Source organism: Azospirillaceae bacterium (assembly GCA_028283825.1).
Classification (GTDB): domain Bacteria; phylum Pseudomonadota; class Alphaproteobacteria; order Azospirillales; family Azospirillaceae; genus Nitrospirillum.
On sequence record JAPWJW010000003.1, the window covers coordinates 2,315,654 to 2,328,806 of the forward strand.

Below are 13,153 nucleotides of genomic sequence, written 5' to 3' on the forward strand. Positions count from 1 at the left end.
ACCATTCGGGTCGCCTGACAGGGGCCCGCATGACGCGGTTTCCACGTCCCCTTGTCACGCGGGCGGTTGATCCGGCGGCGCGCTTGGTTATGATCCGGGCGTCGGCGGGCCCGCATGCCCGCCCCGGACCTTAATTATGGGAAGCCAAGGCCATGCAGCCGATTGAGACGATCTATGTCGATACCCCGTCCGTCGGGTGCGATGGGGGCGGCGGCGCCCTGGGCCATCCGCTGGTCTACCTGACCATGGAAAAGAAGGGCGAGATCGACTGCCCCTACTGCGGCCGTCACTACATCCTGTCCGAGGCCGGCAAGGCCGCCGGCGGACACGGCCATTAAAAACGCGTTAATGCGGCCCCCGTGCGAGGCGTGAAATCGCCCGCGCGGGGCCTGTTCTTCCGCATGGTTGGCGGGCCGCCGTTCACCGCTATATGCCAGGGGCAGTAGTCGCCTGTTCCTGATGACGCTATCGCTGGACAGGTGTCGTTTCGTCCCCGGTAGCCATGGCACCCCATCTCCACCCCTCCCCGTCCTCCCGCCTGCCCTTGGCCAAGCTGCCCTTCGTGGGGCCGCGGCGCGACGGCGCCCAGGGTTATTGGACCATGCCGGCTGGTGCTGGCGCCGCCATCCTGGGCGGCCATGGCCTGGGCCGCACCTATGCCGCCTGGTTCCTGCTGTATGCCGAGGTCAACGGCCAAGCCATCGCCCGCGCCCTGCTGGACGCGATCGAGCGGGAAATGCCGTCGTGCTTCCCCGCCGTGGACCGTGCCTTCCTGGGGGAGATCGCAGGGCGTGGCTACGCCCGTAGTGCGGCCTGAAAACATTTCCTATTCAACCGCCTAGCTTGCATCGCCCCTTCTCCTTGGGGGAAGCTGGCCAGGGCTGATAGGATCATCCGGTCAGCCCTGTGGGCCTGAAGGGAGCGGTCGTGCTTGAGGAATTCAGCATCAGCCTGTTCGTCGTGGCGCTGTTGGGCGCCATCGGCATGGTGGCCATGGTGCTGTTCCGGCAGATGCTGCTCTACGCCGCGCGCAACGCGGTGGCGGCCCTTGAGGAACGCGTGGCCAAGGCCCGCGCCGCGCTGGATGTGGCCGACAAGGACCATGCCCGCTTTGAGGCCCGCATCCGTGACCTGGAGGAGGAGCGGCGGATGATCGAGAACCGGTTGGCCGAGGCACAGCGGCGCATCACCGCGACACAGGCCGACACTTTCGACCTGATCCATGAGGTGGGCGAGGCCGGCGGCAGCCGTCGCCTTTACGCCGGCGCCCTGGCCCTGGGGCCGACCCTGACCGTCAACCAGACCACCACCACCCACAGCATCCTGCGCGGCTGCCCGCATACGGTCGAGGTCTGGGCCGAAAGCCCGACGGAGGCGCTGCGCCTGGCCCGCCAGGCCTTCCCGGCGGAGGCCGGGTTCACCGTCGCCGTCCTGCAACCCCAGGCCCCGGCCGGGCAGGCGGTGCCCTCGCCGATGGCGGTTTCCTGATGTCGGGCGCCCTGCTGGCCAATCTGGGCCTGATCGCCCTGCTGCTCTATTCGCTGATCCAGTTCATCCTGTCGGCCCGTGCCATCGATCAGGACCGCCAGGCGCGGGAACGCCGCCTGGCCCGGCTGGAGGAGGAATTGGGCCATGCCAATGCCGCCGTCACCCAGGCGCGGGCCGCCGCCGACGGCAGCGCCCGGCAGGCGGGCGACCTGGAAGGCGCCTTGGAAACCCTGCGCGCGGCGTGGACGGAGATCGATGCCAGGCTGCGTGCCCTGCAGGCCGCCCCGCGCCGCCGCATCACCCTGCTGGACAAGGCGGTGCTGGTGCACGGCCGGCTGTGGGAGGTGGCCGTCGGGGGGAACATGGACGGGGCCGCCCGCCTTTACCTGTTCGCGGCCGCCACCGACCGCGACGCGCGTTTCCGCGCCGAGCAGCGCTTTCCCGCCAGCCTGGGCTTCCGTGTCCAGCGGGTGGACCGGTTCAAGCGGGGCTGACCGCCATGACCCTTCCGCCCGATGACGGTGCCGAGGCCGATTTCGTCATTCCCGCCACCGTGCCCCCCTTCTTCGGGCGGCCCGGCATGGAACGCGCCTTGCTGCTGGCGCGCGGGGTGCGCCGCATGCTGGTCCACCGCGGCATGCGTTCGATGCTGGAGGTGCCGCTGGCCAACAACCGCCGCGCCGACATCCTGGCGCTCAGCGGCGACGGCACCGTCACCATCGTGGAGATCAAAAGCTCCGTCGCCGATTTCCGCGCCGACCACAAATGGGGCGACTACCTGGAATTCTGCGACCGTTTCTATTTCGCCGTGGGCGAGGATTTTCCCCAGGAACTGATCCCCGAGGAGTGCGGGCTGATCGTCGCCGACGGCTATGGCGCTGAAATCCTGCGCGAGGGGCCCGAGGTCAAGCTGAACGCCGCCCGGCGCAAGACCCTGCTGCTGCGCGTCGCCATGCAGGCCTTCCAACGCCTGCACCAGGTGGAGGATCCACGGCCGACGGCTCTTTGAGCCGTCCCTCAAACGCCAGGGCGCCCGCATCCGCGGGCTGGGCTTGTCCTCGAATTTCAGTCCGCTAACGCTCCCCGAAATTTTCCGGCGGCCGCAGTCGCGGCCTACAGTGGCATGAGGCAAGACCTCACGCCGCTGTAGGCGGGGGCGGGGTATGAAAAAAGCCGGCCAGGTCGCCCCGGCCGGCTTCTCGTTACTGCTCTGAACCTTGGCTCAGCCGCGGTTCATGCGGCTGTCCACCAGGTCGGTGACCACGGCGGGATCGGCCAGGGTGCTGGTGTCGCCCAGCGCCTCATGCTCGTTGGCGGCGATCTTGCGCAGGATGCGGCGCATGATCTTGCCCGACCGGGTCTTGGGCAGGCCCGAGGCGAACTGGATCAGGTCGGGCGTGGCGATGGGCCCGATCTCCTTGCGCACCCAGGCCACCAGTTCCTTGCGCAACGTCTCGGTCGGGTTCTCCCCGGCGTTCAGCGTCACATAGGCGTAGATGCCCTGGCCCTTGATGTCGTGCGGGTAGCCCACCACGGCGGCCTCGGCCACCTTGGGGTGGGACACCAGCGCGCTTTCCACCTCGGCCGTGCCCAGGCGATGGCCGGAGACGTTGATGACGTCGTCCACGCGGCCGGTGATCCAGTAATAGCCGTCCTCATCCCGGCGGCAGCCGTCGCCGGTGAAGTACTTGCCCTTGAAGGTGCTGAAGTAGGTCTGCTTGAAGCGCTCATGGTCGCCGAACACGGTGCGCATCTGGCCGGGCCAGCTGTCGGCGATGCAGAGGTTGCCCTCCGTCGCCCCTTCCAGCGGGTGGCCGTCGTTATCGACGATCATTGGCTTGACCCCGAAGAACGGCAGGGTGGCCGATCCCGGCTTCAGGTTGGTGGCGCCGGGCAGGGGGGTGATCAGGATGCCGCCCGTTTCCGTCTGCCACCAGGTGTCGACGATGGGGCAACGATCATCGCCCACCACCGCGTGGTACCACAGCCAGGCCTCGGGGTTGATGGGTTCGCCCACCGATCCCAGCAGGCGCAGGCTCTTGCGGCTGTGGCGCTTCACCGGGCCCTCGCCCTCACGCATCAGGGCGCGGATGGCGGTGGGGGCGGTGTAGAAAATGTTGACCTTGTGCTTGTCGATCACCTCCCAGAACCGGCCGCTGTCCGGATAGTTGGGCACGCCCTCGAACATCAGGGTGATGGCGCCATTGGCCAGCGGTCCGTACAGGATGTAGCTATGGCCGGTGACCCAGCCTACGTCGGCCGTGCACCAGTAGATGTCACCCTCGTGATAGTCGAAGACGTACTGGTGGGTCATGGCGGCGTAGACCAGATAGCCGCCGGTGGTGTGCAGCACGCCCTTGGGCTTGCCGGTGGAACCGGAGGTGTAGAGGATGAACAGCGGGTCTTCCGCGTTCATCGGCTCCGGCGGGCAATCGTTGGAGGCGGCGGCGACCGCCTCATGGTACCAGACGTCGCGGCCCTCCACCCAGGCGACGGCGCCACCGGTGCGGCGCACGACGATGACGGTGTCCACGTCCGGGCAGGACTTCAGCGCCTGGTCGGCATTGACCTTCAGGCCGACCTTGCGGCCGCCGCGCAGGCCCTCATCCGCCGTGATCACCACGGTGCTGCCGCAGTCCAGCACGCGATCCTTCAGGCTGTCGGGCGAAAAGCCGCCGAACACCACGGAATGCACGGCACCGATGCGGGCGCAGGCCAGCATGGCGTAGGCGGCCTCGGGGATCATGGGCAGGTAGATGGTGACCCGGTCGCCCTTCTTGACGCCGCGCGCCTTCAGCACGTTGGCCAGGCGGGTGACGTTCTCGTACACCTCGGAATAGGTGATGTGCTTGTGTTCGGACGGGCTGTCGCCCTCCCACAGGATGGCGGTCTGGTCGGCGCGGGCCGGCAGGTGGCGATCCACGCAGTTGGCGCAGGCGTTCAGCACGCCGTCCTCGAACCAGCGGATGGAAACGTCGCCGGTGAAGCTGGTGTTCTTCACCTTGGTGTAGGGCGTCATCCAGTGCAGGCGCTTGCCGTGTTCGCCCCAGAAGCCATCCGGGTCGCTGATGGAGCGGTCGTACATCTGCTGGTACTTGGTCGCATCGACCCAGGCGTCGGCGGCCACCGCTTCGGGAACGGGGAACAGGGTGTTGTTGCTCATGGGGTCTTCGTTTCCTTCCCTGATGTGTTGTCGCGGGCCCGAGGGGCGCGCCGGACGGTTTCCATCCAGGCGGTGCCTCCGGCTCCGGCCGGGCCGCCCTCCATCCACGGGGGCCGCTCCTGCCGGTACTATTGCTCCGGGCCGTCGCGACGATCACCATCGCTTGCGCCCTTGGAGTATCCCTCGCGACCCCGTATTCCACAAGCGCGGGGCCGTTGCGCCAGGCGGTAAATTCACGGCAATTCACGGGTTTGCCGACTTTTCCGCCCGCACTGGTTGGGAAAACAACCGTGGGGCGGACCAGTAGTTCAAGCCACCGCCCGCCGGTCCGCCATGATGTGGATCACCTGGCCTTGGCGCCCCCTCGAAAGAGCCTTGGCCGGAGTGCGAAAAGCGCACACGGAAAATCGTATTTTCCGGCCGCCTTCCCCATTGGCGGTGCTGCGCCCTGTGTTCATCCTGTGTTATTGGTACGCCCTCGCCTTTACAACGGGGGGCTGGCCCCCGGCGGCGACGCGCGGATGAGGATGGTCATGGACACCGGTGCTGGACAGGACGGATCGGACCTGATCGGCCGCTTGAGCCAGATCAGCAGCCGCACCAGCCTGATGGCGATCGACAGCGTGTTGCGCGCCCTGTCCCATCCGGCCGTGACCCGGACGCCCAGCGTGGCCGCCACCAGCGACCTGGCCGCGGATGGCACTGCGGTTGGCGGCATGACCCAGGCCGGCACGGCCCAGTCGGCCGCAGTGGCGGGGGAAATTCCGACCGCCACCCTGACCGACGTGGCGCGTGAGGTGGGCGTGATCGCCCGCCGCATGGTCACCGCGACGGAAGACTTCGCCGCCACCATGCGTACCCGCTCCGCCGCCCAGGGCGGACGCTGAGTTTTCACTTAAATAGGCTCAACCAGCAGGACGGCACCGTCCTGCACGCGTACCGGCACGGCTGACAGGCTGCGCCCGGCGCAGGGGCCGTGGACGCAGAACCCATCCTCCACCCGGAACAACGCGCCGTGGGTGGCGCAGTGCAGGTGGCGGCCGTCGGCGCTCATGAATTGGCCCGGCGTCCAGTCCAGGCTGGTGCCGACATGGGGGCAGCGGTTGCGGTAGCCGTAGGCCGCATCGCCCCGCCGGACCACCAGGATATCCTCGCGCGCGCTGCCCACACCCCAGCTGATCCCCTTGGCCTGCCCGTCGGGAATGTCGTCCAGGCGGCAGAGGGGATGGGGGATCGTCATCAGGCCGTGACGCCCATGCGCTGGCAGGCCAGGTCCCATTCGGCGTCGGTGATGGGGCAGACGGACAGGCGCGACTGGCGCACCAGGGCCATGGTGGACAGGTCCGGGTCGGCCTTGATGTCCTTCAGGGTCAGGGGCGTTTTCACTGGCACCACCGGCTTCAGATCCACCATGACGAAGCGGCCGCTTTCATCCGACGGGTCGGGGTAGGCTTCGCGCACGATCTCGGCGATGCCGACGATCTCCAGCCCCTCGTTGGAATGATAGAAGAAGGCGCGGTCGCCCACCTTCATGGCCTTCAGGTTGTTGGCGGCCTGATAGTTGCGCACGCCGTCCCAATGGGTGCGGCCGTCCGCCACGAACTTTTCCCAGGAATACTTGAACGGTTCCGATTTCACCAACCAGTGGGCCATGAAGCAGGGTCCTTTTTGTTCGCCTCAGTCGCCGGGCGCCGCCGGATGGCGGCTTGGCTATCCTCGCTGCGCCCTGCGGTACTCGCTCCGGAGTCGGCGGTCGCCGACCTTCGGTCCGGATGCTCCGGACCTGAGATATGCATCAAGCCTTGGGGTAGACCAGGCGGAAGGGGCGGATCGTTACGTTGGCGAAAAGACCCGCCTCGGCATACGGGTCGGCGTCGGCGAAGGCCTGGGCGGCGGCCAGGTCGGGGAACTCCACCACCAGCAGGCTGCCCACGGGGTTCTTGCCCTCGGCGTCCAGGATGGGGCCGGCGCAGGCGATGTGGGCCACCTGGCTGTCCAGGTATTCGATATGGGCCGGGCGGGTGGCGACGCGCAGGTCCAGGCTACCGGGCTTGTCGGTGCATTCGATGGCGAAATGCATGGGATGTCTCCGTTTCTGCAGGGAAGGGGGCGTCAGGCGCCCTCGGTCTTCAAGGGGCGCGACAGCAGCGACTGTATGGTCGCCTCCACCTCCGCACCGTGGTTCAGGATGGCGTCGACCGCCTGGCAGATGGGCATGTCCACGCCCCGGCGTTTGGCCAGGCGCACCACGGCCTCCGCCGTGTAGACGCCCTCGGCCACCGAATTGCGGCCGGCCAGGATGTCGGCCAGGGGCTGGCCTTGGCCCAGGGCGTGGCCCAGCGACATGTTGCGCGACTGCAGGCTGCCGCAGGTCAGCGTCAGGTCGCCCAGGCCGGACAGGCCCATGAAGGTTTCCGACCTGCCGCCCAGGGCCTGGCCCAGGCGCGCGATCTCCGCCAATCCCCGGGTGATCAATGCCGCGCGGGCGTTGTCGCCCAGGTCGCGGCCGGCGACGATGCCGCAGGCGATGGCCAGCACGTTCTTGACCGCGCCGCCGATCTCCGCCCCCACCAGGTCATCGCTGACGTAGGGGCGGAAGGTCCGGCTGCCCAGCGCCTGCGCCAGCCCGGCGCCCAGGGCGGTGTCGCGGCAGGCCAGGGTGACGGCGGTGGGCTGGCCGCGCGCCACCTCGGCCGCGAAGGTGGGGCCGGACAGCACGGCAAGCGGGTTGGCCGGCAATTCGGCCGCCGCCACCTCGGTCATCAGGCCGCCGCTGGCGATCTCGATGCCCTTGGCGCACAGCACGACGGGCGTGCCGGGCGCCAGCAGGGCGGCCAGCTTGGATGTCGTCGCGCGGATGTGCTGCGCCGGGGTGACCAGCAGCACTGCGTCGGCCTGCACGGCCTCGGCCAGGTCGCCGGTGGCGCGGATGGCGGGGTCCAGGGGCACGCCGGCCAGGAAGGGCGTGTTTTCGTGCGCGCCGTTGATGGCGGCCACCACCTCGGCCTCGCGCGCCCACAGCACCACGTCGCGGCCGGCCCGGCGGGCGGCCATGGCCAGCGCCGTGCCCCAGGCGCCCGCCCCGATGACACCAATGCGCTGCATTCCCGTTCCTCCGGCCCGATCCATAGGTCTGGCTAGGGCTTACCCCGGATGGCCCGGCGTCCGCAACGGTCGTCCGTCGGCCGGTGACGGCGGTGGGATGGCGATGCTACCTTGGCGTTCAGCGGCCGGTGGGGGAACCGGCTGACGAAACAGGGACATGCTTCTTCTTGAAGGGGGACGCCTCATGGCCATTGCAACCGTTTTCACACGCGCTTTCGCCCTGCTGGCGGCCACGGCGCTGGCCGGGGCCGCCCAGGCGCAGGACGCGGCGCCGGCGCCCAAGCCGGTGGTGCTGCACTGCCCGGCCCTGCTGGACTCGGTGGCGGGCAAGATGCTGGGCCAGACCAGCGTGGTCATCCAGGGCGACCGGGTGATCGAGGTGGCGGCCGGCTTCGTCACGCGGGCGGATGCCGAGGTGGTGGAACTGCCGGGCGAGACCTGCCTGCCCGGCCTGATCGACGCCCACGTCCACCTCAGCAGCGAATTCAGCCCCAGCGCCTACAGCGACATGCTGCACTTCAACCTGGCGGACTGGGTGGTGCGCAGCACGGTGTGGGCCAAACGCACCCTGCTGGGCGGTTTCACCACCGTGCGCAACCTGGGCGACAGCCATTATGAGACGGTGGCCCTGCGCGACCAGATCAACAAGGGCTGGGTCCCCGGCCCCCGCATCCTGACGGCGGGCCCCGCCATCGGCTCCACCGGCGGCCATGCCGATGACGGCGACGGCCTGCGCATGGATCTGCAGCCCGACGTCGGTCCGCACGACAGCATCATCAACGGCACCGCCGACGCCTGGAAGGCGGTGCGGGAGCATTACAAGCAGAACGTCGACACCATCAAGATCATGACCACCGGCGGCGTCCTGGACCTGTCCAGCAGCGTCGACAACGCCCAACTGACGGAGGAGGAGACCAAGGCCCTGGTCACCGCCGCGCATGAGTACGGCTACATCGTCGGCGTCCACGCCCATGGGGCGGAGGGCATCCGCCGCGCCGTCGTCGCCGGCGCCGACAGCATCGAGCACGGCACCTTCATGGACTTCCAGGACATGAAGCTGATGAAGGAACACGGCACCTACTACGTGCCCACCATCTATGTCGGCAGCTACGTGACGGAAAAGGCCAAGGCCAACCCCCACGCCTATCCGCCGGCGGTGCAGGCCAAGGCCCTGCTGGTGGGGCCGCAACTGCTGAAGACGGTGGGCGACGCCTACAAGGCCGGGGTGAAGTTCGCCTACGGCACCGACAGCGGCGTCTTCCCCCATGGTGAGAACTGGAAGGACTTCCCCTTGCTGGTGCAGGTGGGGATGCCGGCCATCTACACCCTGCAGATGGCCACCATCAACGCCGCCACCCTGCTGAAAAAGGACAAGGAGATCGGCAGCGTCGCGGTTGGCAAATACGCCGACGTGGTGGCGGTGCCCGGCGACCCGCTGAAGGACATCACCGTCATGGGCAAGGTGGATTTCGTGATGAAGGGCGGCGTCGTCTTCAAGAAGGGCGGGACGGAGCAGGTGTTCACCAGCACGGCCCATTAAACCGGGATGGCTCCCGGCCGGGGGCCATCCTAACTGCTCCCGTTATCGCCGTTCAGTAGTTCCTCGATATCGTCATCGGGCGGAACGAAGGTCGGTGTCACGTGGCGACGGCTGGGATTTGGACAGGTGGATCGTAAACCGTCGATGTGCTCGTTCAGATCGGGATTGATGTGGTTCCACATCGGGTCGAGGACGAAATCGATCCCCTCCCGCCGTGCTTGCTTGGCTGCCGGAACGAAATCGCTATCGCCAGCAATCAGGATGATTTGGTTGGCGACGCGTTTGTGTGCGATCGACGCGATATCGAGACCGATCTTCATATCGACCACCTTCTGCTTAGCGTAGAAGGTGAAGTCGTCGTCGGTCAAATCTCCGAACTGAATCTTCTTTGAGATCAAATCCTTCAGTTTTCCGGGATTGATCTGCCACGTCGCGTTCTCTTCATCCCGCCGCCCCAGGCGTAGCGCCGTTTTCCTGAGGCGCTTAACCTCATCATGCAAGGACAGCCGGAACTTCGACGTGCCGTCTTTGGAAAAATCATGGGATCGACCGGACACCGGACGATGCACCTTCTTGGCCAATGGTGGGCAGTCGTAAAAGAAGATGCGGTAGAGGTGGGCGATGCGCTTGCCGGATTTGGCGTACAGGTGCGCCAGGGCCATCTTGTGCATGGTGCGAGCCACGACAATGGGGTCGCCGCTATCCAAGTCCGGGTAAACGAAGCGAAAGCGCTTCAGGAAAAAGCCACCATCCACCAAAACGGCAGTTGTGAGCATTCCGGTCCCCAGAAAACAGAACCCCCCGGGTTCGGCAACCTCATTAGCAAGCTAGAGGCAGCGTACAGCCGGGGGGGCTAGAGAGCCCATAGATGTGTTTTTGCCCAAGTCCCGTCAAGGCCTAAAGGCGAAAAAAGAGCAAAAGAATCTCTCTATGGTAGAGGAAGCTGTGGTGCTCACCGATCACTAGGCCTTGGCCCCCGCGAACTTCATCGGCTTGGCGTTCGGGTCCAGGGGCCAGCGGGGGCGGGGGGCGAAGTCCAGGGTGTCGGTCTGGCCGGCGCGGAAGCGTTCCAGGCCGGCCCAGGCGATCATGGCGGCGTTGTCGGTGCAGAGCGCCAGGGGCGGGGCGGTGAAGGTCAGGCCGCGCTTGGCCGCCAGTTTGCTCAACTGCGCGCGCAGGTATTTGTTGGCGGCGACACCGCCGGCCACCACCAGGTGCCGGCCTTCCGGATGCCGATCCTTGAAGGCCCTGATGGCGCGGTCGCAACGGTCCAGCAGCGATTGGCCGACGGCATGGTGGAAGGCGGCGGCCAGGTCCGCCACGTCCTCCGCTGTCGGCGTTCCGAGCTGTTCCACATGCCGGCGCACGGCGGTCTTGAGGCCGGAGAAGGAGAAGTCGCAGTCCGGCCTGCCTTTCATCGGCGCCGGCAACTCGAACCGGCCGGGGTTGGTGGCGCGCTCGGCCGCCTTTTCCAGCAGCGGGCCGCCGGGATAACCCAGGCCCAGCAGCTTGGCCGTCTTGTCGAACGCCTCGCCCACCGCGTCGTCGATGGTGGTGCCCAGGCGACGGTACTGTCCCACGCCCTCCACCTCCAGCAACTGGCAATGCCCGCCCGACACCAGCAGCAGCAGGTAGGGGAAGGGCACGTCGTCCGTCAGGCGCGCGGTCAGGGCGTGGCCTTCCAGATGGTTGACGGCCACGAAGGGAAGGTTGCGCGCCGCCGCCATCGCCTTGGCCGTCATGACGCCGACGATGACGCCGCCGATCAGGCCGGGCCCGCCGGTGGCGGCGATGGCGTCCACCCCACCCAGGCTCAGGCCCGATTCGTCCAGCGCCTGGCGGATCAGGCCGTCCAGGTAATGCAGGTGGGCGCGGGCCGCCACCTCCGGCACCACGCCGCCATAGGGGCGGTGTTCGTCCAGCTGTGACAGCACGACGTTGGCCAGGATGTTCCGATCACCGTCCACGATGGCGCAGGCGGTCTCATCACAGCTGGTCTCGATACCCAGGACGATCATCACATACCCTCGGGAAGCCCGCACCGGCCGGGCCTCACTCATATCAAATCGGCACGATTTGCGCCGTTGTCACCGACCGGGCCCTTTCCCGCAACCGCAAAGGGCGATAGACAGGCAGTCATGACGACCGCGACGCCCACCCATACCCCGACCTCTCCCCTGCGCATCGGCACGCGGGGCAGCCCGCTCGCCCTGGCCCAGGCGCATGAAACGCGCGAGCGGCTGGGCCGGGCCCACCCGCACCTGGCGGTGCCGGGCGCCATCGACATCATCGTCATCAAGACGACGGGCGACCGCATCCTGGACCGCACCCTGGCGGAGGCCGGTGGCAAGGGTCTGTTCACCAAGGAGATCGAGGAGGCCTTGAGCGAAGGCGCCATCGACCTGGCCGTCCATTCCATGAAGGACGTGCCCACGGTGCTGCCCGAAGGGCTTGCCATCACCACCCTGCTGCCGCGCGAGGATCCGCGCGACGCCTGGTTCAGCCGCGACGGCATCCGCCTGGCGGATTTGGCACCTGGCGCCGTGGTCGGCACCGCCAGCCTGCGCCGCCAGGCGCAAATCCTGGCCCGTCGCCCGGACCTTAAGGTCGTGCCCCTGCGTGGCAATGTCCAGACCCGCCTGCGCAAGCTGGCGGAAGGGGAGGTTGACGCCACCCTGCTGGCCCTGGCCGGCCTGCGCCGCCTGTCGTTGGAAGGCCAGGTGACGGCGGTACTGGAACCAGATGAGATGCTGCCGGCGGTGGCCCAGGGCGCCATCGGCATCGAGGCGCGGCTGGACGATGCCGTCACCAACGGCCTGCTGGCCGCCCTGAACTGCGCTGAGACCGCCATCCGCGTGACGGCGGAACGCGGCGTGCTGACGGCGCTGGACGGGTCGTGCCGCACACCCATCGCGGCGCTGGCGACCCTGCGCCCCGACGGCGATGTGGATCTGGACGCGATGGCGCTCAGCCCGGATGGCAAGATCATCGTCACCACCAGCCGCCGCTTCGCTCCGGCCGACGCGCTGACGGCCGGCCTGGACGCGGGCGCGGAACTGAAGGGCCGCCTGCCGCCCGGCATCTTCACCGTCACCTGAGGCGGGGTGGGGCGGCCATGGCCACCGTCCTGATCACCCGCCCCCGGCCGCAGGCTGATGAGACGGCCGCGCATATCGTGGCCCTGGGCCATACGCCCCTGATCGATCCGCTGATGAGTGTCGCGCCGGTGGACGCCGTCCTGCCGCCGGCCGACGATGTGCAGGCCTATCTGGTCACCAGCGTCAACGGCGTACGGGCGCTGGTGCGCCTGGGTGCCGCCCGTACGCGCCCCGTGTACGCTGTGGGTGATCGCAGCGCCGCCGCCGCGCGGGACGTGGGCTTCATGGACGTCCATTCCGCTGGTGGTGATGCCGAGGATCTGGCGCGCCTGGTGGTGGCGCGGGCTCGGCCGGACGATGGCCTGTTGCTGCACGCCGCCGGGGCCGATGTGGCCGGTGACCCGGCCGCCGCCCTGGGGGCCCAGGGCTTTTCCGCCCGGCGGCTGACCGTCTACCGCGCGGTGGCGGCCACCGCCCTGCTGCCCGACGTGTGCGATGCGCTGGCGGCCGGCCTGGTGGAGCGCGTGCTGCTTTTTTCTCCCCGGTCGGCGCGTACGTTTGTTAACCTCGCGGTACAGGATGGGGTTTCCGCCCCTCTGGCCGGGGTTGTGGCGCTGTGCCTAAGTCCCGCCGTGGCGGGGGCCTTGGCCGGCGATGCTGGCCTGTTCGGTGGGGTGGCCGTGGCCGCCCAGCCCAATCAAGCCGCCCTTCTCGACCTGCTTACGGTCGATGCGCCGGGACCCTGACGGGCCCGCGAAG

Annotated in this window: 16 protein-coding genes; 9 read left to right on the top strand and 7 right to left on the bottom strand. The window is 68.1% G+C overall.

The features are described 5' to 3' along the window. Window positions 1-152 precede the first annotated feature (152 nt). The 5 genes from PW843_22645 to PW843_22665 all read left to right on the top strand — a co-directional run bounded on the left by PW843_22645 (window position 153) and on the right by PW843_22665 (window position 2,497). Window positions 153-338: a zinc-finger domain-containing protein gene (locus tag PW843_22645; protein ID MDE1149363.1), complete on the top strand. Its 186-nt coding sequence runs from the start codon at window positions 153-155 to the stop codon at window positions 336-338. Window positions 339-502: 164 nt separating this feature from the next. Further along, window positions 503-817, top strand: coding sequence for a hypothetical protein (locus tag PW843_22650; GenBank protein MDE1149364.1), 315 nt, complete (start codon window positions 503-505; stop codon window positions 815-817). A 110-nt stretch (window positions 818-927) separates the two neighbouring features. Next, window positions 928-1,488 carry a hypothetical protein gene (locus PW843_22655; GenBank protein ID MDE1149365.1) on the top strand — a complete coding sequence of 187 codons (561 nt, stop codon included), beginning with the start codon at window positions 928-930 and terminating at the stop codon, window positions 1,486-1,488. Continuing rightward, a complete protein-coding gene (locus PW843_22660; protein MDE1149366.1) occupies window positions 1,488-1,982 on the top strand; it encodes a hypothetical protein in 495 nt (164 codons plus the stop codon). The genes PW843_22655 and PW843_22660 overlap by 1 nt, the downstream gene beginning before the upstream one ends. Window positions 1,983-1,987: 5 nt before the next feature. Continuing rightward, the gene (locus tag PW843_22665) at window positions 1,988-2,497 is read left to right on the top strand and encodes an MmcB family DNA repair protein (protein ID MDE1149367.1); all 510 of its coding nucleotides are present in this window, start codon (window positions 1,988-1,990) and stop codon (window positions 2,495-2,497) included. Window positions 2,498-2,710: 213 nt separating this feature from the next. Here the strand turns inward: PW843_22665 and acs are convergent, their stop codons facing one another. After that, the gene (acs, locus tag PW843_22670) at window positions 2,711-4,651 is read right to left on the bottom strand and encodes an acetate--CoA ligase (GenBank protein ID MDE1149368.1); all 1,941 of its coding nucleotides are present in this window, start codon (window positions 4,649-4,651) and stop codon (window positions 2,711-2,713) included. Between the two features lie 533 nt (window positions 4,652-5,184). On the opposite strand from acs, the gene PW843_22675 reads away from it, so the two are divergent. Next, on the top strand, window positions 5,185-5,538 hold the full coding sequence (locus PW843_22675) for a hypothetical protein (protein ID MDE1149369.1): 354 nt from the start codon (window positions 5,185-5,187) through the stop codon (window positions 5,536-5,538). An 8-nt stretch (window positions 5,539-5,546) separates the two neighbouring features. Here the strand turns inward: PW843_22675 and PW843_22680 are convergent, their stop codons facing one another. The 4 genes from PW843_22680 to PW843_22695 all read right to left on the bottom strand — a co-directional run bounded on the left by PW843_22680 (window position 5,547) and on the right by PW843_22695 (window position 7,756). Further along, entirely contained in the window at window positions 5,547-5,891 is a 345-nt protein-coding gene (locus PW843_22680; GenBank protein ID MDE1149370.1) for a Rieske (2Fe-2S) protein, read from the bottom strand. Then, the gene (locus tag PW843_22685; protein ID MDE1149371.1) at window positions 5,891-6,304 is read right to left on the bottom strand and encodes an EVE domain-containing protein; all 414 of its coding nucleotides are present in this window, start codon (window positions 6,302-6,304) and stop codon (window positions 5,891-5,893) included. The genes PW843_22680 and PW843_22685 overlap by 1 nt, the downstream gene beginning before the upstream one ends. A gap of 142 nt (window positions 6,305-6,446) precedes the next feature. Beyond that, entirely contained in the window at window positions 6,447-6,731 is a 285-nt protein-coding gene (locus PW843_22690) for a YciI family protein (protein ID MDE1149372.1), read from the bottom strand. A gap of 32 nt (window positions 6,732-6,763) precedes the next feature. Then, complete coding sequence (locus PW843_22695) at window positions 6,764-7,756, bottom strand: NAD(P)-dependent glycerol-3-phosphate dehydrogenase (GenBank protein MDE1149373.1); 993 nt, start codon at window positions 7,754-7,756, stop codon at window positions 6,764-6,766. Between the two features lie 184 nt (window positions 7,757-7,940). Between PW843_22695 and PW843_22700 the strand changes: the two genes are divergently transcribed. Beyond that, a complete protein-coding gene (locus tag PW843_22700; GenBank protein ID MDE1149374.1) occupies window positions 7,941-9,296 on the top strand; it encodes an amidohydrolase family protein in 1,356 nt (451 codons plus the stop codon). Between the two features lie 29 nt (window positions 9,297-9,325). Here PW843_22700 and PW843_22705 read toward each other — a convergent pair whose 3' ends face one another. Both PW843_22705 and tsaD read right to left on the bottom strand, forming a co-directional pair. Next, window positions 9,326-10,072 (bottom strand): NYN domain-containing protein, encoded by a 747-nt coding sequence (locus tag PW843_22705; GenBank protein ID MDE1149375.1) that lies wholly within the window; start codon window positions 10,070-10,072, stop codon window positions 9,326-9,328. 186 nt (window positions 10,073-10,258) lie between these two features. Then, a complete protein-coding gene (gene tsaD, locus PW843_22710) occupies window positions 10,259-11,314 on the bottom strand; it encodes a tRNA (adenosine(37)-N6)-threonylcarbamoyltransferase complex transferase subunit TsaD (protein MDE1149376.1) in 1,056 nt (351 codons plus the stop codon). Between the two features lie 120 nt (window positions 11,315-11,434). On the opposite strand from tsaD, the gene hemC reads away from it, so the two are divergent. Both hemC and PW843_22720 read left to right on the top strand, forming a co-directional pair. Further along, window positions 11,435-12,394, top strand: coding sequence for a hydroxymethylbilane synthase (gene hemC, locus PW843_22715; GenBank protein MDE1149377.1), 960 nt, complete (start codon window positions 11,435-11,437; stop codon window positions 12,392-12,394). Between the two features lie 17 nt (window positions 12,395-12,411). Then, on the top strand, window positions 12,412-13,140 hold the full coding sequence (locus PW843_22720) for a uroporphyrinogen-III synthase (GenBank protein MDE1149378.1): 729 nt from the start codon (window positions 12,412-12,414) through the stop codon (window positions 13,138-13,140). The last annotated feature ends 13 nt before the right edge of the window (window positions 13,141-13,153 follow it).